The organism is Novosphingobium rhizovicinum (genome assembly GCF_040813635.1).
GTDB classification, from domain to species: domain Bacteria; phylum Pseudomonadota; class Alphaproteobacteria; order Sphingomonadales; family Sphingomonadaceae; genus Novosphingobium; species Novosphingobium rhizovicinum.
On sequence record NZ_JBFNXR010000021.1, the window covers coordinates 195,209 to 215,418 of the forward strand.

The window sequence follows — 20,210 nt, forward strand, 5'->3', positions numbered from 1 at the left end:
GCCAACGTGGCGGCGTTTCCGACCGTTTTATGCCGGCGTTCGCGTTTCTAAGCAGCGTAAGGAGTGCGGTCGATTACACCTGCTTCGCTGAAGCCGGCTTTACGCAGCCGACAGCTATCGCAAAGACCACAAGCTAAGCCATCGGCAGTGGGATCGTAGCACGACCAGCTCATGGCGGGATCCAGTCCCAACCTGTCTGCTTCTGCCGCGATCTGCGCCTTTGTCATCATCTGCAGCGGTGCTTGGATGGTAAAGGGCTCTCCCCCATCCCCCGCTTTCGTGGCAAGCTCTGCCAGATCCTGAAAACCCTGGATGAATTCGGGTCGGCAATCGGGATAACCGGAATAGTCCAGTGCGTTTACCCCAATAAAGATATCCCGCGCGCCGATAGCCTCCGCCCATGCAAGCGTGAGCGAGAGGAAGACAAGGTTGCGTGCCGGCACGTAGGTTACCGGAATGTCGGCCCCCAGCCCATCCTTCGGCACATCGATATCGTCGGTAAGAGCCGAGCCGCCGAACTGGCGCAGATCCAAGGGCAACACGATGTGCTTTACAGCGCCGAGCCGCGTTGCGATCGCACGCGCGGCCTCGATCTCGCGCCGATGTCGCTGATTATAGTCTATCGTAAGCGCATGAAGCGCATAGCCTTGCTCGCGCGCGAGTGCGGCGGCCACCATCGAGTCCAGCCCTCCGGAGAGCAGCACGACGGCCTTGGGTGTGAAAGTGTCTTCTGATGTGGTCATGATGCTGCTTTAAAGCGAGCGCCCATCGGGGGAAAGTAGAGCCTGCAAAGTCCCCTGTCAGGCTTTGCACCGCCCCACGCGCCTCACCTCAGCATCAAACGTGAAGGGACGCCCTTGCGCGATGCCCTGGCTTTCGATCTGCCATAGATCATCAGTTTCACGGCGTATGTGGGTCCGGCCATACCCATTGCCCGGACAGGTATACTGCACGGTTATCTCGTCAGGCCCGTCTTCGATCACAGTCTGCCCACACTTCTGCCCTGCGTGACGCATCTGGATGAAGCGGCGAGCATCGCGGACGCAAAGGCGCTGGGGTTCACCACGCCCTTCGCGACTGCGAAGTTCCCATTCTCCCGGTGTGAAGCGATCCAGCAGAACCGACGATCGGCCCTGCGCAAGAACTGCAGTAGATCCGACAAGGAGAACGCCCACAGCGAGGACGAGAGAGGGCATAAAGCGGCGGTATGTCATTTGAGGGGGTACCTAGGGAGCCGACTACGGCAACGCATGAACCCATGCGGTCCGCCCTATACCACAAGAGACTAAGCCGTCAAAGCGTGCAATTTGAGCGTCAAGCCGGTTCTCCGAATACGGCGACCCTCAGACGGGAACACGGATGATCTTGGAGCAGAAGGCACAATCGACGGGAATCGTGCCATCGACGTCCCGCATCTCTGCTCTTTGCTCCTCGGGAAACCGCGAGAGGACGGATTGATAGTGTTGCACGCTGCAGCGACAGCCGCGCGATAGCATGGCCAATGGCTCCACGCGCACCTCACGCTCTTCATGGAACAGCCGGATCAGCAGATCCTCGAGCGGCAGAGCGGTATCAATGAGCTCGTCATGGCGTGTACTGCCCGCCATGATCGCGACGTGCTCCCACTCGGGATGCTGTTCCTTCGCATGAAGCCGTTCACGTCCTTCCTCTCCTTCGGGAAAGTGCTGGACGAGCATCCCGCCTGCGACGCAGTGCGATCCCTCTGATCGTATGGCGACACGTAGCAGCGTCGGCACCTGCTCCGATTGCGAGAAGTAAGTTTCGCATGCCTCGGTCAAGGAAGCACCTTCAAGCGCAACGATGCCCTGATAGCGCTCTCCAGTCGTCCCAAGGTCGAAGGTAATTGCGAGATATCCTTCGCCGAAGAGACTCTCCAGGCGAGAGTTGGTGGAAACAGACTTGGCCGCCTCCTGATCATGGCTGACGTAACCGCGTAACTCACCGCGCTTGTAGTCGCACACCAAGAGATCAACAGGACCACCCTGTGCCTGCGCCTGCAAGGTAAGCTGGCTTTCCTCCTCCTTCAGCAGCGAGCCCATGAGCGCCGTCAGCATCAATGCCTCGGCAAGGAGGTGCTTGATGGCGGGCGGATAGTCGTGAGCGGAAAGAACGGTCTCCAGCGCAGGGCCGAGGCGAACGACACGCCCTCGGGCATGGCGGTCGGGGATCGTGAACCCGAGCACCCGATCGAAGCCAGTCTTCTCCAGGCGAGGCGATTCGTCCATATCGCTCACAGCTGACCCATGGCCCACCTCAGAACCGACTTCTGCGCGTGGATGCGGTTTTCGGCCTCATCCCAAATGGCGGACTGCGGGCCGTCGATCACGTCCTCAGTGACCTCCTCACCCCGGTGGGCCGGGAGGCAGTGGAGGAAGACCGCATCGGGCGCAGCAAGCTTCATCAGTTCCGCGTCCACCTGATAGGGCTGCATCGCCTGCAGATGTGCCTCACCTCCGGCTTGCCCCATGGACACCCAGGTATCGGTCACGACCACCTGTGCGCCACGGACTGCCTCCCGAGCGTCAGGCGTGAGGATGACAGTGCCCCCCGCCTCACGGGCGGCAGCGATGAAGCCGGCGCTTGGCTCATGTCCCGCAGGTCCGCCGATGCGTACCGTGAACTTCATCAGGCCGGCCGCTTCGATCAACGAATTGGCGACATTGTTGCCGTCGCCGAGCCAGGCCACCTGAAGACCGGGCAAGGCAAAGCCGCGCTCGATGACGGTCAGTAGATCCGCCAAGATCTGGCATGGATGCGACAGATCCGTAAGGCCATTGATGACCGGGACCTCGGCGTAGTGTGCCAGCTCCTCTATCTTCGCATGATCGTCGGTCCGGATCATGATCGCATCGACCATGCGGCTTAGCACCCGCGCGGTATCCGCGACTGTTTCGCCGCGGCCCAGTTGCGTACTGCCGGACTCCATGATGAGCGCGCTGCCGCCGAGTTGGCGCATAGCCATATCGAACGACACGCGCGTGCGCGTAGAGTTCTTCTCGAAGATCATCGCGAGAACGTGACCGGCCAGTGGCGCGTCCGCATCGGGCCTTCCCTTCGGCCAGCTGCGGCGCGCTGCCTTCCGGTCGAGCGCATCAGCGATCATCGCCGCAATGACATCACCGCCCGCGTCCGCGAGCCCTATGAGATGCCGCACGCTCATGCCGCTTCTGCCGGCTGATAGCTTGCGGCAGCTGCGGACAGTTTTTCCATGAACTCGTCGATATGGCTATCGTCGATGACCAGAGGCGGCAGAATGCGCACCACGTTGTCGCCCGCGGAGACAGTGAGCAGGCCATGGTTGTTCCGCATGTGGGCGACAAAGTCGCGCGGCTCCACTTTCATCTTGATGCCGACAAAGAGCCCACGCCCGCGAACAAGTTCGAAAAGCTCGGGGTAGTTGCCGATGAACTGTTCAATGCGGCCACGCAGCCGCTCACCCTTCGCCTGCACTTCGGCAAGAAAACCGTCGTCAGCGATCACATCAAGAACCGCACCAGCCGCTGCCATCGCCAAGGGATTGCCGCCGTAGGTCGACCCATGAGCGCCGAAGACCATTCCGCGAGCAGCCTTTTCTGTCGCCAGGCATGCGCCCAGCGGGAAGCCGCCGCCGATGCCCTTCGCGGTCGCAAGGATATCGGGCGCGATTCCATACTGCTCGTACGCGTAGAACGTGCCGGACCGGCCAACGCCGCTCTGCACTTCGTCCAGAACAAGCATGAGATCGTGCTCATCGCAGAGCGCGCGCAGGCCCTTTAGGAACGATTCGTCGGCAATCCGTATGCCGCCCTCACCCTGAATCGGCTCGACCAGGAACCCAGCGGTATGCGGCCCGATCGCCTGCTTTGCTGCTTCCAAATCGTTGAATTCGACATAGCGGAAACCCGGCAACAACGGCATGAAGCCCTTGTGCATCTTGTCCTGACTGGAGGCGCTGATCGTCGCCAGAGTCCGCCCGTGAAAGGCGTTATTGAAGGTGATCAGCTCGAACCGCTCGGTGTTGCCGGCATGCTGATGATAGGCCCGTGCAGTCTTGATGGCGCACTCCACCGCCTCGGCGCCTGAGTTGGTGAAGAAGACCGTATCGGCGAAAGTCCGGTCGACCAGTCGCATTGCGATCGTCTCGCCTTGCGGGCTCCCATACAGATTGGAGACGTGCATCAGCGTTGCCGCCTGCTGCTGAATAGCGCCGATCAGGCCTGCGTGCGAGTGCCCCAGAGCGTTAACCGCGATACCGCTCGCAAAGTCGAGAAAACGGCGACCATCTTCACTGATTAGGTGGCAGTGATCACCGCGCACTGGGCGAACGTCGCACCGGGGGTAAACTGGCATCAGCGGCGTAATGGACATGGTCGTTATTCCTGGAAAATCGAGGTCATCGGGAATCGCAAACGACAAATGGCGGCCCTACCGGACCGCCATTTGCGCGCATTTAGACTTTTGCAGTCCCCCGGTCAAATAACCGGAGCAATGCCGACGGGATCAACCCTGGCGCGGAACGAGGTTGACCGCCGAGTACTTCCCTCGTCGGTCGACTTCGATGTCGAACTCAACCTGATCGCCTTCGTTCAAGCCAGACATGCCCGAACGCTCAACCGCGCTGATGTGAACAAACGCGTCCGGCTGACCATCATCACGCGTGATGAAGCCGAAACCCTTCATGGAGTTGAAGAATTTCACCGTTCCGGTTGCACGATCACCCGTCAACTGACGCTGCGGGGCAGGCTCACGCTTCTCAACGGGAATAACATCGCCCACGACCTGCAGGTCGGTAGCCGAGACTTTGCCGCCGCGATCCACCAGCTGAAATTCAAGCTGCTGACCCTCGGCCAGGCCTTCAAGGCCGGCACGCTCCACTGAGCTGATGTGCACAAAAACGTCATCGCCGCCTTCGTCACGCTGGATAAAGCCGAAGCCTTTCGCCGCGTTGAAGAACTTGACGACACCTTTGCCCTGGCCAACTACCTGAGCAGGCATGCCGCGGCCACCACCGCCACCGCCAGCGCCGCCACCGAAGCCGCCGCGAGGACCGCCGCCGCCGCCGCCGAAGCCGCCACCGCGGGGGGCGCCGCCACCGAAGCCGCCGCCAGCGCCGCCGCCGAAGCCGCCGCGATCACCGCCGCCAAATCTGTCGCCACCGCCGCCGAACCGATCCTGACCCGCAAAAAAGGGGTCGAATTCCTCTTCGCCGAACCGATCGCGCTTGTCGCGTCCCCTACCGCGACGTCCTCTGTCAAAACCCATCTCTACGAACGTACCTTCGCTCCGCCCCTTAGCACTTGCCCGGCCGCTTGGACGAATCGCGCCGGGCGTCAGGGCAAGTGACCGGCATTGCACACGGCCCTTTCCTGCAATTCCGAGTCTTATACCAGTTCGAGGGAATTGGCGAATACAATTACGCGCATCATCGTCCAGACGTGTCGGATTTCGGAACGTCTGTGTTAGGGCATGCGATGTTGTGGCCCTTTCGGGCCGGTCGCAGGAGCGGTTACAGTCATGTTTCGTCAAATAACCGATAGCATCTATGCCAGTCCTCAGATCGACATCGCCGATGTCGAAAAAGCGCGTGAACTTGGCATCACGATGATCATCAACAACCGGCCCGAGGGCGAAAGTGATGATCAGACCCCTGGCTCTCAGATCGCCGCGGCGGCCGAAAAGGCCGGTATGGACTATGTAGAGATCCCCGTCAGTCATGCGGGATTTGCTCAGAACCAGGTCGTATCCATGGCTGAAGCGCTCGACCGAGCATCGGGTCCCGTGCTCGCGTACTGCCGTTCGGGAACGCGTTCTACTCTGCTGTGGGCACTGGCTCGCGCAAAGGCCGGCGAGGATCCGGCGCGCCTTGCCGAACAGGCCGCCGCCGCTGGCTACGACGTTTCGCCGGTTCGGCAAATCATGGACATGCTGGCGACCGGCAGCCGTTAAGGCGCAACCAGACACGCGCAAAGAAAAGAGGGCCGGAGCAGCTGCTCCGGCCCTTTCAAGGTTATGTTCGCAGGAGGAACATCGGATGGCGGGGCGAACAAGAGGAGAGGAGGAGATGCCCACCGCCGCCAAACTCAGGATCAATTGTAAGCGCGCTCTCCGTGCTCGCCGATGTCGAGGCCGTCGTGCTCGATCTCCGGAGCGACCCGCAGTCCGGTAAGCGCCTTGGCAACGAACATCGCGATGGCCGTGCCGATCACCGAAAGGGCAATGGTGGCGAGGACTGCGAAGATCTGCGTCACGAGCTGTGCGCCAATCACGAAGTCATCTCCACCCGGTCCGCCCAGCGACGGAGCGTAGACGATGGCCGTGCCGATCGCGCCGACGATGCCGCCAACCCCATGGATGCCGAAAGCGTCCAGCGAGTCGTCGTAGCCGAGAGCAGGCTTCAGCTTGGATACGCAGAAGAAGCAGATCACCGAGGCAACCGCGCCCAGGATGATGGCGCCGAAGGGACCGGAGTTGCCTGCAGCCGGAGTGACGGCAACCAGGCCGGCGATAACACCCGAACACCAGCCGAGAGCGGAACCCTTGTGGCCAGCCAGACGCTCGGCGAGCATCCAGAACAGCGCACCGGCAGCGGTGGCGACGAAAGTGTTGATCATGGCAAGGGCAGCGGAGCCGTTGGCTTCCAGTGCGGAGCCAGCGTTGAAACCGAACCAGCCCACCCACAGCAAGCCGGTGCCGACCATGGTCAGCGTCAGCGAGTGCGGCGGCATCGGCTCAAGCGGATACCCGCGCCGCTTGCCGAGGATCATCGCAGCAACCAGAGCGGAAACACCGGCGTTGATATGGACCACCGTACCGCCTGCGAAGTCGAGAGCGCCCATCGCGAAGAAAACGCCGCGCGCTTCCCAAACCATGTGCGCGATCGGATAGTAGACGATTACCAGCCAAATGACAGTAAATGCCATTACGGCGGAAAACTTCATTCGCTCCACGACGGAGCCAAGAACAAGAGCCACGGTAATGGCCGAGAACGTCATCTGGAACGCGATGAAAATATACTCGGAAATCACTTCATCGGTGAAGGTCGCTGCAGTTGAATCGGGCGTCACACCTGCAAGGAAGAACTTGCCCCAGCTGATGAACTGGTTGCCTTCGGGACCAAAGGCAAGGCCATAACCGAACATCACCCACATAAGCATGGCGAGCGCAGTGACGCCGCCGATCTGAGTCATCGTGGACAGCATGTTCTTCGATCGGGTGAGACCGCCGTAGAACAAGGCCAGGCCCGGCAGGATCATCAACAGGACCAGCAGGGTGGAGGTCATCATCCAGGCGTTGTTGCCGGGATTTGGCACGGCAGCGGCAGCTTCCGTGGTCGCAGCCGCGATCGGCGTGCCCGCTTCCACAGCCTCCTGGGCCCACGCCGGCAGAGCGGCGAACAGCGACGCGGCGATCGTGCCGCCGCCGCACATAAGCTTGCGGTTCATCATGTTTAGCCCCCTCAAAGCGCGGTATCGCCGGACTCGCCGGTGCGGATGCGCACGGCGGATGCGAGGTCGAGAACGAAGATCTTGCCGTCACCAATGGCTTCGGTGCTGGCGACCTGCTGGATTGTTTCGACGATCTTACCGGCCAGATCATCCGGCGCCGCCACCTCGATCTTCACTTTCGGAAGCATGTTGGTGGAGTATTCGGCACCCCGATAGATCTCGGTCTGCCCCTTCTGCCTTCCGAAACCCTTCACCTCAGACACCGTCATCCCGGCGACGCCGATGGCGCCGAGGGCTTCGCGGACCTCGTCGAGCTTGAACGGCTTGATGATGGCGATGATGAACTTCATGCCTATCCCCTGTTAGCCCCCGGCCAGATGCCGGTAGCCTCACAGGAGCAAGAGGCGTGCCAATTCCGCTTTTCTAAAGAAAACAACTGCTCCTGCTGCAGTGCAGCAAGCGCTCTTTCGCGGACGCGCTCAGATACTAAGCATGTTGCCTAAATTTTGTGCACAGAAATGGTCGCGAACACGGGAAGGTGGTCCGACCCTATCGCGGACAACGCGCTGCGATGGACTCCGGTTCCCTGCACTTCGCAGCCGCGGGATACGATGATCCGGTCCAGCGCGGCCACGGGTCGGCGCGAAGGAAAGCTGCGCCCGGGAGCGAGCACTTGCCACCCGCTGTCGAACTCGCGGAAGCAGCCGCCATGAAGAGCCCACTCATTCATGTCGCCCATCAGCACGGTAGGCATCGAGTCGGCACAACCGGAGACATGCGAAAGTACCGATCGCACCTGGTGACGACGCTTCAGCCCGGACAGGTCCAGATGCATCCCGATGACCCGTAGCAGCTGGCCACCTATGCGAAGATCCGCCCGGATCGCACCGCGCGGTTCCAACACGGGCAGCGGGACAGGAGCCGCCGCAACCAGTTCATAATCTCGGCGTACCAGCAAGGCATTGCCATGCCAGCCCAGACTGTCGGGCTTCATGGACAGGGGAACCGGCCGATAGCCCGTGTGCTCATGGATGGCATCCAGCGGCAGCACGCTCATCCTGCGGCCGTAGCGCCGGTCCACCTCCTGCAGCGCCACCACGTCGGCGTCCATTTCCCGCAGGATCGACAGAATACGATCAGGATCGCGGCGACGATCCAGCCCCACGGCCTTGCGGATGTTGTAGCTGGCGAAGGTGATCTGCACTGTCTGTCGCGGAATGCTCTACGTGGAGAAGGCTGTTTAGCGCCAAGGTAGGGCGAAAGAGAGGATCGCGAAACCGGCGCTTTCCTAATTCCCGGAGCCTGGTGCGGTTCCCTTACCGCTCCTTCGTGGCGCTGAAGGTCAGATCCGGGTTGCGTTCCTGCTGATAATTGACGTCCCAGACGGAGCGAGCCATGAACACAGGGTCGCCGTCGCAGTCGTGCGCCAGGTTCATCTTGTTGAAGTCAGCGAACGTACGCAGCGCGGCATCAGAACCCTTCAGCCAGCGGGCGGTATCGAACGGCGCGGGCTCCAGCATCGCCTCCACCTTGTACTCGGCTTCGAGGCGAGAGATCAGCACCTCCAGCTGTAGCTGGCCCACGACGCCGACGATCCATTGAGAGCCGATCTCGGGATAGAACACCTGAATCACGCCTTCTTCCGACAGATCGTCCAGCGCCTTCCTCAGTTGCTTGGTCTTGGTCGGGTCCTTCAACTGCACACGACGCAGGATCTCCGGCGCGAAGTTCGGAAGGCCGGTAAAGCGCACGTCGTTCTTTTCGGACAGCGTGTCACCCACACGCAAAGTGCCATGATTGGGAATGCCGATGATGTCGCCGGGTTCGGCGCTGTCGGCGATCTCCCGGTCCTGCGCGAAGAACAGGATGGGCGAGTGGACAGCGATGGGCTTGCCGAGGCCGGAGGGCGTCAGCTTCATGCCACGCTTGAAGGTGCCCGAGACCAGCCGCATGAAGGCGATGCGGTCCCGATGCATCGGGTCCATGTTGGCCTGGACCTTGAAGATGAAGCCAGTCACCTCGTCTTTCGTAGGTTCGATCGTGCCCTGTTCGCTGGGCTGCGGGCGTGGCGGTGGCGCATAGCGGGCGATGGCGTCGATCAATTCCGCGACGCCGAAGTTCTTGAGCGCGGAGCCGAAATAGACAGGTGTCAGGTCGCCCGCGCGATAGGCCTCGACGTCGAACTCGGGGTAACCGCCGCGCGCAAGCTCCATCTCCTCGGCGACATCCTCGGGCAAGGTGACGTCGGTATCCACCTTGCCAAGGAACTCGCGACTCGGGCCCTCGGGCCGGCTGACCTTTCCGGTCTCGATGTCGTAGATACCCTCGAACACACCGCCCATGCCGACCGGCCACGACATGGGGCACACGTCGAGCGCGAGCATGTCGGCCACTTCGTCCATCAGATCGAAGCAGGCGCGGCCCTCGCGGTCGACCTTGTTGATGAAGGTGATGATCGGCACCGAACGCAGACGGCAGACCTCGAACAGCTTGCGCGTCTGCGGCTCGATACCTTTCGCGGCGTCGATCACCATGATGGCCGAATCGACCGCAGTCAGCGTGCGATAGGTGTCCTCCGAGAAGTCCTCGTGCCCCGGCGTGTCGAGCAGGTTGAAGGTGATGACGCTTCCGTCGGGACCGGTCCGCTCGAAAGTCATGACGGAACTGGTGACCGAAATACCGCGCTGCTGCTCGATCTTCATCCAGTCCGACCGGGCACGCCGTGCAGCGCCTCGCGCCTTCACCTGACCTGCGAGGTGGATCGCGCCGCCTTGCAGCAGCAGCTTCTCCGTCAGCGTGGTCTTGCCCGCGTCCGGATGGGAGATGATGGCGAATGTGCGACGGGTATCGTGGGAACTCATGCCCGCGCCATACGAGCGCGGCGCCTCTCTCGCAACGTCAGCCTTCCCGCGCCACCTGGAAGCCGGCGAACGACTGGTTCACCGGCATGATCTCCAGCGCGTTGATATTGACGTGTGGTGGCTGGTTCGCGACCCAGAGCACAGTTTCGGCGATATCTCGCGCCGTTAGCGGATTCACGCCGGAGTAGAGCTTCTCGGAAGCTTCATGGTCGCCGCTGGTGCGCACCAGTGTGAACTCGGTCTCGACCATGCCGGGTTCGATCGAGGTGACGCGCACACCCGTGCCAGACAGGTCTGAGCGCAGGCCAAGAGCAAACTGGCGTACAAAGGCCTTGGTGCCGCCATAGATGTTGCCGCCGGTGTAAGGATACGTCGCCGCGACCGAGGACAGCATGATGATCGCACCTTTGCGCTCGATGAGGCCCGGCAGCAGCTTGTGCGTCAGCGTGGCAAGCGCAGTGACGTTGGTGTCGATCATCGTCCGCCATGCTTCGAGCTCGGCTTCCTGCGCCTTCGCCGTACCAAGCGCGAGGCCGGCGTTGTTGACGAGGCAATCGATGGCGTGAAAGTCCTCCGGCAACGCCGCAAGAGCGGCATCGCGCGCGACGTCATCGCGCACATCGTAGACGCATGGATGGAAGCTCGAGCCCAGGTCAGCAGCGAGGGCGTGGAGACGCTCGGCGCGACGGCCTGTTCCGATCACCCGCCAACCGGCTTGCGCGAAGGCCCTCGCGCAGGCCTCACCGATGCCCGAGGTTGCGCCGGTGACAAGGGCGGTCTTCATGGACAGTTCCTTCGAATCGCTACACGCCGGACGGGGGATCTATGGTCACTTCCACGCGGAACCGGCGCACCTCCCCTGGCGGCAGGATGACAATGCCCGGCTTTTCGCGCAACTCCCCGTCGAAACCAGCGGGATCGGCATGGCCTTGCCAGGGTTCGATGCAGACATAGTTGGCGCCGGGTTTCTGCCAGATGCCCAGGTGCGGCGTGTCTGGAAAGGCAACGCGCAAGATCGGACTCCCCTGTTCGCCGCGGTATTCGACGCCACGGCTCTGCAGCCGATCCCAAACCAAGGCGTCCCGGCGGAACAGGTCCGGACTGAGTTTCAGCGTCCGCCCCTGCACCGGACTCGGCGCCCGATCGGCAACCAAGCCGTCGCCGTCGAGCAACCGGATATCGTTCGGCTCCTCCTCGGCAAAGACGATGGTGTGCTTCAGCTTGTCACCGCCGCCGGGCAAGGGCCAGGCAAAGCCGGGATGAAAGCCAAGGCTGAACGGCAGCGGCTCCGGGCCGAGATTGGTCACTTCCGCCACAATCTCTAGCCGCGTATCGTGCAGGCGAAAGCACAGCTCCAATGCAAACGCAAAAGGATAGGCCGCGCGCGTATCCGCACTGTCGGTCAGCCGGAAGCGCGCCGTACCGTCAGCGTGCTCAACAAGCAGGAACCGGCTGCGGCGCGCAAAGCCATGGCGAGGCAGCGCGTAGTTCTTGCCCTCGTATCGATAGGTGCCGCCTGCGAGCTCACCCACGATCGGGAACAGGATCGGCGCATGCCCCGTCCAGAACGCCGGATCGGCATCTGTCATGTACTCTCGTCCGTCGGCGTCCGTCACCGACCACAGCTCGGCGCCCAGCAGGTTGATGCGAGCGGTGAGCTTGCCCGAGGTGATCGAGACGAGCTCCGCCATGCTACCCTCGCAATGTGGCGCCAAGCTTGGCGGCAGCGGCCGTGACTTTGTCTGCGATCGCCTTCAAGTCCGCTTCGCCATAGCTCTTCTCGCCGGGCTGCAAGGTGACCTCGATCGCCAGCGACTTCTGCCCTTCCGGCACTCCTGCACCGCGGAAGTCATCGAACAAGCGGGCTGCGACGATATTGGCCTTGTCCGCGCCTTGCACCGCGCGCACGAGATCTCCCGCCGGAAGCGAGGCAGGCACCAGAAAGGCAAAGTCGCGTGTGACCGCCTGCAGCGCGGGCGGCGCGTAGCCGGTCCGGGCAAAACTGGCCGCGCCCTTGCGCGCGGGGATAGCATCGAGGAACAGTTCGGCCACAGCAACGGCGCCGTCGACATCGAACGACTTCGCAGTTGCCGGATGCAGCATGCCGAAGCGCGCCAGCACCGTTTTCGGACCGAGCCGCAGGGTGCCCGACTGGCCCGGATGGAACTGCGGCCCTGCTTCGCCCATCACCTGCAACTTGTCGACCGGCGCCCCTGCTTCGGCCAGCAGCGCCAGGGCCTCAGCTTTGGCATCGTAAGCATTGAAGCTGGTCGCCTTTCCAGTCGCCCAGCCGCGCGCGGTCTTGTCGCCGGCGAGAACCACACCCAGCGTCAGCCGCTCGTCGCTCGCTCCGTTCTGGCCGCGTAAGTAGCGGCGGCCCAGTTCAAATAGACGCAGGCTCTTGGCGCCGCGGTCTAGATTGCGCTTCGCAGCGGAGAGCAAGCCCGGCAACAACGAGGGCCGCATCGCCTTCATGTCCTCGCTGATGGGATTGGCCAGCGTCCAGAGCGGCCCGTCGGCAAAGGCTTCCGCCTCGGCAACCGGCAGGAACGACCAGGTCACCGCCTCGTTCAACCCGCGCGCAGCGGCTGCGCGTCGCACGCGGCGCTCCAGCTTCTGCGCGGGTGTGGCGGTCGGCTGTGCGACTCCCTCTGCACGCGGCAGCGGCACGCTCTTCACCGCGTCCAGTCCGTGAATGCGCACCACTTCTTCAACGATGTCGGGTGCGCCATCGATGTCGGGGCGCCAGCCCGGCACAGTTACCGCCCAGGCACTATCGAAGTGCGCCTGTTCTGCCACGATAGAGAAGCCCAGGCTCTCCAGGATGCGCTGCTGCTCGGCCGGGGGAACGGCAACCCCGCCCAGCCGCTCTGTCAACGTCGGGTCAAAGTGGACGGTTCTCGGCGTGTTCGGCGCCGCACCGGCTCTCACTGCCGTCGATGCCTCACCGCCGCACAAGTGCTGGATCAACGCGGTGAGGTGCGCCAGTCCCATGTCGAGGAACTCGGGGTCGATGCCCCGCTCGAACCGGCTGCGTGCATCTGACGTGAGGTTCAGTTTGCGACCGGTGCGGGCGATCCGCTCCGGATCGAAATAGGCGATTTCGAGCAGGACGTCAGTGGTCCCCTCCTCGCAGCCGGAATGCTCACCGCCCATGATACCGGCGATGTCATGCACACCGGCAGCGTCGGCGATCACGGTCATTTCCGCGTCCAACGTGTAGGTCTTGCCGTTGAGCGCCGCCACCTGCTCGCCATCGCGGGCACGACGAGCGACCACGGGCCCGGTCAGCTTGGCCAGATCATAGGCATGCGCCGGACGCCCATACGAGAGCATGACGTAATTGGTCGCGTCGACCAGTGCGGAGATCGGACGCTGGCCGGCGGCAATGAGTGCATCCTGCAGCCACTGTGGCGAGGGACCGTTCTTCACGCCCCGAACCACACGGCCATAGAACGCCGGGCATCCTTCAGCATCATCAGTGCGGATCTCGACCGGACAGTCGAAGCGCTCGGCAATCGCCACGTCCGAAATCGGAATCAACGCGCCCACACCTTTGGCAGCAAGATCGCGCGCGATGCCGTAGAGGCCCATGCAGTCGGGCCGGTTGGGTGTGATCGAGACGTCGATGACGGGGTCAGAGCCGCGATAGTCGGCAAAGGGGATACCGACCGGCGCATCCTCGGGCAGTTCGATGATGCCGTCGTGATCCTCTCCCAACTCCAGTTCACGCGTCGAGCACATCATGCCGTTCGATTCGACGCCGCGGATGGCCGACTTCTTCAGGACCATGCCGTTCGCAGGCACGGTCGCCCCCGGCAATCCGAGCACGCCCACAAGGCCTGCGCGCGCATTGGGTGCACCGCAGACCACCTGCAGCGGCTGGCCATCACCTGTGTCGACCGCAAGCACCTGCAACTTGTCAGCGTCTGGGTGGCGAGTTGCGGTCAGCACCTTGGCAATCCGGAAACCGGCGAGCTTGGCGGACGGGTCCTCCACGCTTTCTACTTCGATGCCGATGGCGTTCAGGGCATCGCAGATTTCGTCGGCCGAAGCCCGGGTGTCGAGGTACTTGCGCAACCAAGAGAGCGGGAATTTCATGTCTTAGATACTCCTGCTCAAGCCGGGGTGCCGACGCCGCCAGACAGGGTGGGCACGTCAAGCGCGGAGAAGCCGTAATGAGAGAGCCACCGCACGTCGCCATCGAAGAAGGCGCGCAGGTCGTCCATGCCGTACTTGAGCATGGCCAAGCGATCGACGCCGGTGCCGAAGGCAAAACCCTGCCATTCATCGGGGTCAAGGCCGGCTGCGGCGATCACCTTGCGATTGACCATGCCGCTGCCCAGCACTTCCATCCAGCCTTCCGAGCCGCCGACAACCCGCCGCCTGGAACCATCTGGGCCGCTGACGATGGTGTAGCCGACGTCGACTTCGACCGAAGGCTCGGTGAACGGGAAATAGCTGGGGCGCAGACGCAGGACGATGTCATCGCGCTCGAAGTAGGCCTTCAGAAAGGTCTCCAGCGTCCACTTGAGGTGCCCCAGGTGAATACCCTTGTCGATCACCAGACCCTCGATCTGGTGAAACATCGGAGTGTGCGTGGCGTCGCTGTCCGAACGATAGACGCGGCCCGGCGCGATCACCCGTAGCGGCGCGCCACGCTCCAGCATCGCGCGAATCTGCACCGGCGACGTGTGCGTGCGCAGCAGCATCTCGCGGCCTTGTGCATCACGGTCGGCGAAGTAGAAGGTATCGTGCATCGCCCGCGCGGGGTGACTCTCGGGCATGTTGAGCGCGGTGAAGTTGTGCCAATCGTCCTCGATCTCCGGCCCGGTCGCAACCGCAAACCCGAGGTCGGCGAAGATCTCCGCGAGCTCGTCCATGACTTGCGAAATCGGGTGGACGGTGCCCCGCGGCGCTTCCGGTGCTGGAAGCGTGAGGTCGATCGTCTCGGACGCGAGTTGTGTCTCCAGTGCGTCATTCTCAAGGGCGGCCTTGCGCGCGGCGAGTGCCTCAGTGACGCTCTCTCGCAAAGCGTGGATCTTCGGACCTTCGACCTTGCGTTCATCCGGGCTCATAGCACCCAGCGTCTTGAGCAGGCCAGAGATGCTGCCCTGCTTGCCGAGGAGGGCCACGCGCAAAGTTTCAAGCGCATCGAGATCGTCCGCTGCGGCGATCTGGATGAGCGCGTTCTGCCCGATTGCTGCGTGGTCCACTGTCATCCACCTTGGTTCTGTCGCGAGCCGCAGCCCTTAAACGGAAGCAGGCGAATCGCAAACGGTCTGGGATAAAAGAGAAGGGCGCGGGAAGCTTTCGCCGCCCGCGCCCTTCGCTGATGTGGCTAAAGCGCGCGCTTACGCGGGAAGCGCAGCCTTGGCCTGTGCGATCACCGCGCTGAACACGCCGCCCTCGTTCATGGCGAGGTCCGCCATGGTCTTGCGGTCGAGTTCGATGCCGGCGAGTTTCACGCCGTGGATGAACTGCGAGTAGGTCAGGCCTTCGTTGCGAACGGCAGCGTTGATACGCTGGATCCACAGGGCACGGAAGGTCCGCTTCTTAACCTTGCGGTCGCGGTACGCGTACTGGCCGGCCTTCTCGACGGCTTGGCGCGCAACGCGGATGGTGTTCTTGCGGCGGCCCCGATAGCCCTTGGCCTGATCCAGGATCCGCTTGTGCTTGGCGCGGGTGGTTACACCCCTCTTGATACGGCTCATGTTCTAAACGCTCCTGTCAGCCCAGCCCGTAGGGCGCCCACTTCTTGATCGTCTTCGCATCGGCGTCGGAAATAACGTCGGTGCCGCGATTCTGGCGGATGTACTTGGCATTGTGGCTGATCAGGCGGTGGCGCTTGCCGACGACACCGTGCTTTACCTTGCCGGTGGCGGTGAGCTTGAAGCGCTTCTTCACGCCGCTCTTGGTCTTGAGCTTGGGCATTTTCGTCTCCTTGGTCGGGGACACGTTCGGCCGGCCCTGGCAGCCCTAGTTAGCCAGGCCGGCGCGCGAATCTCTTTGGTGAAGAAGTTCGACCGTGCCGATTGAAGGTCGCGCGCTTAGCGCCTGTGGTCCATGAAGGCAAGAAGCGTGTTTCGTGCGAGGCGCGAGACGCAACGCAGCGATCCACCGACTGGATGCTCGCTAAGCCCTAGGCACTTGCCAGTTCCTGATATGTTCTTATGCTCGACTCATGCGCCTAACCGATTCATCCGCTGGAGTGCTTGCCGGCACATCCCCATCCGTCGTCGCGTCGGATGTTGTCCGTGGCATCGGGCGCCTGTTTGCGCGGAATAACGTGTGGTGCCTGCCCGAGATGCCACTGCGCAGCGGACGACGGGCCGACCTGATGGGAATAGATGCCAAGGGGCACGTGGTCATCGTTGAAGTCAAGGTGAGCCGGGCAGACCTGCTCGGCGATGGCAAATGGACCGATTACCTTGAGTACTGCGACCGGTTCTATTGGGGCCTGGCGCCGGGGCTCGACCGCGCCTGTCTGGAGACAGAGCCGTTTCTGCCCGACTCCTGCGGCGTCATCATCGCCGATGGCTACGACGCCGAGATCTTGCGACCCGCGCCAACGCGCAAGCTTGCTCCTGCGCGGCGCAAAGTTGAGGTCGAGCGACTCGCGCGTGCCGCGATGCGGCGGCTGGTTTCCGGCTCAGATCCGCACACGTTGCGCTGGGCAGATGAGGACAGCACAGTCTAGCAGACCGGCGAGGCGGCGCTGCGCTCAAGCCTGGCAGGGGCCAGGCGGCAAGCGACACGCGGTGCTTATCCTCGTCGAAAAAGGTCCAGACTCTGTTGTAGCGTTGCGGGAGCTGGCGGCCGAGAGAGGATGAGGCAAGCCGTCGCAACGGCCCCTCACGTAGCACCGCTCCGGAGCGTGCACATCTTACAATGTCTTTTTTGCCCGACGGCGCGACATTGTGCCGACACCGGCTCGCCGAACGCGGCGGAAGACCGCTACCTAACGAGAAGCGCCCCTACCGTCATTGACGGAGGGGCGCTCGGTAACTCAGGGGCAGAGTGGCTTAGGCCTTTTTCTTCTTTTCCGCCCAGATGTTCTTGTAGGACATATAGCCCAGAACGGTGGCAAAGAGGAGGAAGCCAAGTACCGGCCAGCCGGTCTGCTTACGCTTCTCAAGCTTGGGCTCAGCCGTCCAGATGAGGAACGCGCTTACATCCTTCGACATCTGGTCAACGGTCGCTTTCGTACCGTCGCTGTAGGACACCTGTCCTTCACCCGTGAGCGGCGGCGCCATCGCGAGATTCAGGTTCGGGAAGTACGGGTTATAGTACAGGCCCGGAGGCGTCTTCGCGTCAGGAAACTCCTTCAACAACTCGGCCGGCTGATTCTGATAACCGGTCAGCAATGAGTAGACGTAAGGACCGCCGTCGTGGCGCGCCTTGGTCATCAGTGAAAGGTCCGGTGGAACCGCGTTGTTGTTGGCGGCGCGAGCAGCGATGTCGTTCGCGAAAGGCTTGGGGAAGTAGTCCGTCGGCATGCCAGGACGCAGCGCTGCCTCGCCCGTGACGGGGTCGTTGCCCGGAACCTGGAAGCCCTTCGCGATAGCCTTCACCTCGGCCTCCGAATAGCCCAGAGCGGCGAGGTCGCGGAATGCCACATGGTTGAGCGAGTGGCATGCCGAGCACACTTCCTTGTAGACCTGGAAGCCGCGCTGCAGCTGCTGGCGGTCGAACTTACCGAAAGCGCCGTCACTCGCGAAGTGGACCTCCTTCGGGTGCTTGTGGAACACGTGCTCGGCCGTCTCCGGTGCGGGCTCGCTGATGGCTATCAGCGCGCCGTTACCGAAAGACCAAACCAGCGCGACTGTAAAAAACAGCCCGACGAGAATGGAGATGATGCGGATCATGGCTTTACGTCTTTCCGTCTCGCTCGGGTTCAATCGTGGGTCGGGATGGGCGCGGTCGAGTTCGCCATCGGCGGCACATGCTCTCCGCCGAGAACAGCCTCGGTGATCGAGTAGGGCAGCGGATCAGGACGCTCGATTGCGGATACGATCGGCAGGATGATGAGCCAGTGTGCGAAGTAGTAGATCGAGGCGATCTGGCTGATCATCACGAATGGCTCCGCAGCCGGTGCACCGCCGCAGTACCCGAGAATGAGTACGCACGGGAGGAGTCCGAACCAGAAGAACTTCCGATAAAGCGGGCGGTATGCGCTCGAGCGGACCGGCGAACGGTCAAGCCAGGGCAGGAAGAACCACACCAGGATCGCCGCAAACATCGCCAGCACGCCCATGAGCTTTGCGGGGATGAAGAGGAAGTCTGCGGTGAACGCACGCAGGATCGCATAGAACGGCCAGAAGTACCATTCAGGAACGATGTGTGCCGGCGTGCTCATCGGGTTGGCCGGGATGTAGTTATCCGGGTGACCCAGGGTGTTCGGGAAGAAGAACAGGGCAACGCAGTACAGGAATGCGAAGGCACCTACCGCCCACCCGTCCTTGGCGATGTAATAGGGATAGAAGGGAACGGTGTCGCTCTCGCTCTTCACCTCTACGCCGGTCGGGTTCGAGGAACCCGGGATGTGGAGCGCCCAGATGTGCAGCACCACGACACCGACGATCACGAAGGGAAGCAGGTAGTGCAGCGAGAAGAAACGGTTCAGCGCAGCGTTATCCGGGGCAAAGCCACCGAGCAGCCACTGCTGAAGCGGCTCACCGACCAGCGGAATTGCGGAGAACAGGCCGGTAATAACCTTCGCACCCCAGAAGCTCATCTGGCCCCAAGGCAGAACGTAGCCCATGAAAGCCGTGGCCATCATGAGAAGGAAGATCACGACGCCAAGCAGCCACACCATCTCACGCGGGGCCTTGTAGGAACCGTAGTAGAAGCCGCGGAAAATGTGGATGTAAATGACGACGAAGAACGCCGAGGCGCCGTTGGCATGCGCATAGCGCAGCATCCAGCCCCAGTTCACGTCGCGCATGATGTGCTCGACGCTGTCGAACGCGACAGTCGCATTGGCGGCATAGTGCATCGCCAAAATGATGCCGGTGACGATCTGGAGGCCCAGGCAGCACAGCGCCAGGATACCGAAGTTCCAGAAGTAGTTGAGGTTGCGCGGAACCGGATAGCCCGCACCGACCGAGTTATAGACGAAGCGCGGCAGAGGCAGCTTTTCGTCCATCCACTTCATGAAGGGATTGGTCGGCTTGTACTCGTTGGCCCAGGGAAAGCTCATTTTCTGTGATCCAGTCTCTTGGCTCAGCCGATCTTGACGACGGTATCGGACATGAATTCGTACTCCGGAACCTCCAGGTTCGACGGAGCAGGACCCTTACGGATGCGGGCGGCGGTATCGTAATGCGAGCCATGGCACGGGCAGAAGTAGCCGCCGAACTCGCCCTTGGTCTCACCTTCACCGGCGCCGAGCGGCACGCACCCAAGGTGCGTGCAGACGCCCATGGTGATGAGCCAGTTCTCCTTGCCTTCCTTCGTACGCTCCGCAAGCGTTTGCGGATCGCGAAGAGAGGTAACAGGAACCTTGTTGGCCTGAGCGATCTCTGCAGGTGTCAGATTACGAATGAATACCGGCTGCTTGCGGAACACCGCCTTGATCGCCTGGCCGGGCTGAACCGCCGAGATGTCGACCTCGGTCGAAGACGCCGCCAGAACGTCGGCGGAAGGCGCCATCTGACTGATCAGCGGAACGAGAATGGACACGCCGGCAACACCCGCAGCGCTGACCGCAGCGATGTTGATGAAGTCGCGCCGCCGCACTCCGTCTCCGGCACCCAGATCCGGAGAGTCCGTGACCGTTTCTTCTGCCATGTTAGCCCTTGCCTTGCTCTCAACACCCGCCACCACTCCTGGTGACGAGCAGGATTCCTAGTCAATGATGCCTGGAATCCCCCCGATTGCCGGCAGCAATCCGGGCGCGCAA

General features: G+C 62.4%; 21 protein-coding genes. 2 read left to right on the forward strand and 19 right to left on the reverse strand.

Annotated features, from left to right (window positions below; translation table 11 throughout):
* Positions 1-47: 47 nt before the first annotated feature.
* The 6 genes from queC to ABUH87_RS05675 form a co-directional block, all read right to left on the reverse strand.
* Positions 48-743 carry a 7-cyano-7-deazaguanine synthase QueC gene (gene queC, locus ABUH87_RS05650; protein ID WP_367770932.1) on the reverse strand — a complete coding sequence of 232 codons (696 nt, stop codon included), beginning with the start codon at positions 741-743 and terminating at the stop codon, positions 48-50.
* Positions 744-800: 57 nt separating this feature from the next.
* A complete protein-coding gene (locus tag ABUH87_RS05655) occupies positions 801-1,214 on the reverse strand; it encodes a DUF3617 domain-containing protein (protein ID WP_367770935.1) in 414 nt (137 codons plus the stop codon).
* A 129-nt stretch (positions 1,215-1,343) separates the two neighbouring features.
* Positions 1,344-2,246: an Hsp33 family molecular chaperone HslO gene (hslO, locus tag ABUH87_RS05660; RefSeq protein WP_367770938.1), complete on the reverse strand. Its 903-nt coding sequence runs from the start codon at positions 2,244-2,246 to the stop codon at positions 1,344-1,346.
* Between the two features lie 5 nt (positions 2,247-2,251).
* Positions 2,252-3,181 (reverse strand): ornithine carbamoyltransferase, encoded by a 930-nt coding sequence (argF, locus tag ABUH87_RS05665; RefSeq protein WP_367770942.1) that lies wholly within the window; start codon positions 3,179-3,181, stop codon positions 2,252-2,254.
* Complete coding sequence (locus ABUH87_RS05670; protein ID WP_367770945.1) at positions 3,178-4,368, reverse strand: aspartate aminotransferase family protein; 1,191 nt, start codon at positions 4,366-4,368, stop codon at positions 3,178-3,180. Before ABUH87_RS05670 ends, argF begins: the two co-directional genes overlap by 4 nt.
* 132 nt (positions 4,369-4,500) lie before the next feature.
* Complete coding sequence (locus ABUH87_RS05675; RefSeq protein WP_367770948.1) at positions 4,501-5,262, reverse strand: cold-shock protein; 762 nt, start codon at positions 5,260-5,262, stop codon at positions 4,501-4,503.
* 252 nt (positions 5,263-5,514) lie between these two features.
* Here ABUH87_RS05675 and ABUH87_RS05680 point away from each other — a divergent pair, with 252 nt between their 5' ends.
* A complete protein-coding gene (locus ABUH87_RS05680; protein WP_367770952.1) occupies positions 5,515-5,946 on the forward strand; it encodes a protein tyrosine phosphatase family protein in 432 nt (143 codons plus the stop codon).
* A 140-nt stretch (positions 5,947-6,086) separates the two neighbouring features.
* Here the strand turns inward: ABUH87_RS05680 and ABUH87_RS05685 are convergent, their stop codons facing one another.
* The 10 genes from ABUH87_RS05685 to rpmI form a co-directional block, all read right to left on the reverse strand.
* Positions 6,087-7,442, reverse strand: a complete 1,356-nt coding sequence (locus ABUH87_RS05685) for an ammonium transporter (protein WP_419956675.1) — start codon at positions 7,440-7,442, stop codon at positions 6,087-6,089.
* Positions 7,443-7,456: 14 nt separating this feature from the next.
* Positions 7,457-7,795 (reverse strand): P-II family nitrogen regulator, encoded by a 339-nt coding sequence (locus ABUH87_RS05690; RefSeq protein WP_159873644.1) that lies wholly within the window; start codon positions 7,793-7,795, stop codon positions 7,457-7,459.
* Positions 7,796-7,944: 149 nt separating this feature from the next.
* The gene (locus ABUH87_RS05695; protein ID WP_367770959.1) at positions 7,945-8,649 is read right to left on the reverse strand and encodes an endonuclease/exonuclease/phosphatase family protein; all 705 of its coding nucleotides are present in this window, start codon (positions 8,647-8,649) and stop codon (positions 7,945-7,947) included.
* A gap of 112 nt (positions 8,650-8,761) precedes the next feature.
* Positions 8,762-10,306, reverse strand: a complete 1,545-nt coding sequence (locus ABUH87_RS05700; RefSeq protein ID WP_367770962.1) for a peptide chain release factor 3 — start codon at positions 10,304-10,306, stop codon at positions 8,762-8,764.
* 37 nt (positions 10,307-10,343) lie between these two features.
* On the reverse strand, positions 10,344-11,090 hold the full coding sequence (locus tag ABUH87_RS05705) for an SDR family NAD(P)-dependent oxidoreductase (RefSeq protein WP_367770965.1): 747 nt from the start codon (positions 11,088-11,090) through the stop codon (positions 10,344-10,346).
* A gap of 19 nt (positions 11,091-11,109) precedes the next feature.
* Positions 11,110-11,997 carry an aldose 1-epimerase family protein gene (locus tag ABUH87_RS05710; RefSeq protein ID WP_367770968.1) on the reverse strand — a complete coding sequence of 296 codons (888 nt, stop codon included), beginning with the start codon at positions 11,995-11,997 and terminating at the stop codon, positions 11,110-11,112.
* 1 nt (position 11,998) lies between these two features.
* Positions 11,999-14,407, reverse strand: coding sequence for a phenylalanine--tRNA ligase subunit beta (pheT, locus tag ABUH87_RS05715; RefSeq protein WP_367770973.1), 2,409 nt, complete (start codon positions 14,405-14,407; stop codon positions 11,999-12,001).
* Between the two features lie 17 nt (positions 14,408-14,424).
* Positions 14,425-15,528: a phenylalanine--tRNA ligase subunit alpha gene (gene pheS, locus ABUH87_RS05720; RefSeq protein WP_367770979.1), complete on the reverse strand. Its 1,104-nt coding sequence runs from the start codon at positions 15,526-15,528 to the stop codon at positions 14,425-14,427.
* 132 nt (positions 15,529-15,660) lie between these two features.
* The gene (gene rplT / locus ABUH87_RS05725; protein WP_353983563.1) at positions 15,661-16,020 is read right to left on the reverse strand and encodes a 50S ribosomal protein L20; all 360 of its coding nucleotides are present in this window, start codon (positions 16,018-16,020) and stop codon (positions 15,661-15,663) included.
* Positions 16,021-16,036: 16 nt separating this feature from the next.
* Positions 16,037-16,240 carry a 50S ribosomal protein L35 gene (gene rpmI / locus ABUH87_RS05730; protein ID WP_184248012.1) on the reverse strand — a complete coding sequence of 68 codons (204 nt, stop codon included), beginning with the start codon at positions 16,238-16,240 and terminating at the stop codon, positions 16,037-16,039.
* A gap of 250 nt (positions 16,241-16,490) precedes the next feature.
* On the opposite strand from rpmI, the gene ABUH87_RS05735 reads away from it, so the two are divergent.
* On the forward strand, positions 16,491-17,006 hold the full coding sequence (locus ABUH87_RS05735) for an MmcB family DNA repair protein (protein ID WP_367770990.1): 516 nt from the start codon (positions 16,491-16,493) through the stop codon (positions 17,004-17,006).
* Between the two features lie 325 nt (positions 17,007-17,331).
* Here the strand turns inward: ABUH87_RS05735 and ABUH87_RS05740 are convergent, their stop codons facing one another.
* From ABUH87_RS05740 to petA, 3 genes are read right to left on the reverse strand one after another with little or no spacing between them, the layout of a single operon-like run.
* Positions 17,332-18,174, reverse strand: a complete 843-nt coding sequence (locus tag ABUH87_RS05740) for a cytochrome c1 (protein ID WP_367770992.1) — start codon at positions 18,172-18,174, stop codon at positions 17,332-17,334.
* Positions 18,175-18,203: 29 nt separating this feature from the next.
* Positions 18,204-19,508: a cytochrome b gene (locus ABUH87_RS05745; protein WP_367770995.1), complete on the reverse strand. Its 1,305-nt coding sequence runs from the start codon at positions 19,506-19,508 to the stop codon at positions 18,204-18,206.
* 23 nt (positions 19,509-19,531) lie between these two features.
* Positions 19,532-20,098, reverse strand: a complete 567-nt coding sequence (gene petA, locus ABUH87_RS05750; RefSeq protein ID WP_367770998.1) for a ubiquinol-cytochrome c reductase iron-sulfur subunit — start codon at positions 20,096-20,098, stop codon at positions 19,532-19,534.
* Positions 20,099-20,210: the final 112 nt, after the last annotated feature.

Bases quoted from the DNA above. Each gene is read 5' to 3' on its own strand.
- queC (WP_367770932.1), bottom strand. From the start codon at position 743: ATGACCACATCAGAAGACACTTTCACACCCAAGGCCGTCGTGCTGCTC.
- ABUH87_RS05655 (WP_367770935.1), bottom strand. From the start codon at position 1,214: ATGACATACCGCCGCTTTATGCCCTCTCTCGTCCTCGCTGTGGGCGTT.
- hslO (WP_367770938.1), bottom strand. From the start codon at position 2,246: ATGGACGAATCGCCTCGCCTGGAGAAGACTGGCTTCGATCGGGTGCTC.
- argF (WP_367770942.1), bottom strand. From the start codon at position 3,181: ATGAGCGTGCGGCATCTCATAGGGCTCGCGGACGCGGGCGGTGATGTC.
- ABUH87_RS05670 (WP_367770945.1), bottom strand. From the start codon at position 4,368: ATGTCCATTACGCCGCTGATGCCAGTTTACCCCCGGTGCGACGTTCGC.
- ABUH87_RS05675 (WP_367770948.1), bottom strand. From the start codon at position 5,262: ATGGGTTTTGACAGAGGACGTCGCGGTAGGGGACGCGACAAGCGCGAT.
- ABUH87_RS05680 (WP_367770952.1), top strand. From the start codon at position 5,515: ATGTTTCGTCAAATAACCGATAGCATCTATGCCAGTCCTCAGATCGAC.
- ABUH87_RS05685 (WP_419956675.1), bottom strand. From the start codon at position 7,442: ATGAACCGCAAGCTTATGTGCGGCGGCGGCACGATCGCCGCGTCGCTG.
- ABUH87_RS05690 (WP_159873644.1), bottom strand. From the start codon at position 7,795: ATGAAGTTCATCATCGCCATCATCAAGCCGTTCAAGCTCGACGAGGTC.
- ABUH87_RS05700 (WP_367770962.1), bottom strand. From the start codon at position 10,306: ATGAGTTCCCACGATACCCGTCGCACATTCGCCATCATCTCCCATCCG.
- ABUH87_RS05705 (WP_367770965.1), bottom strand. From the start codon at position 11,090: ATGAAGACCGCCCTTGTCACCGGCGCAACCTCGGGCATCGGTGAGGCC.
- ABUH87_RS05710 (WP_367770968.1), bottom strand. From the start codon at position 11,997: ATGGCGGAGCTCGTCTCGATCACCTCGGGCAAGCTCACCGCTCGCATC.
- pheT (WP_367770973.1), bottom strand. From the start codon at position 14,407: ATGAAATTCCCGCTCTCTTGGTTGCGCAAGTACCTCGACACCCGGGCT.
- pheS (WP_367770979.1), bottom strand. From the start codon at position 15,528: ATGACAGTGGACCACGCAGCAATCGGGCAGAACGCGCTCATCCAGATC.
- rplT (WP_353983563.1), bottom strand. From the start codon at position 16,020: ATGAGCCGTATCAAGAGGGGTGTAACCACCCGCGCCAAGCACAAGCGG.
- rpmI (WP_184248012.1), bottom strand. From the start codon at position 16,240: ATGCCCAAGCTCAAGACCAAGAGCGGCGTGAAGAAGCGCTTCAAGCTC.
- ABUH87_RS05735 (WP_367770990.1), top strand. From the start codon at position 16,491: ATGCGCCTAACCGATTCATCCGCTGGAGTGCTTGCCGGCACATCCCCA.
- ABUH87_RS05740 (WP_367770992.1), bottom strand. From the start codon at position 18,174: ATGATCCGCATCATCTCCATTCTCGTCGGGCTGTTTTTTACAGTCGCG.
- ABUH87_RS05745 (WP_367770995.1), bottom strand. From the start codon at position 19,508: ATGAGCTTTCCCTGGGCCAACGAGTACAAGCCGACCAATCCCTTCATG.
- petA (WP_367770998.1), bottom strand. From the start codon at position 20,098: ATGGCAGAAGAAACGGTCACGGACTCTCCGGATCTGGGTGCCGGAGAC.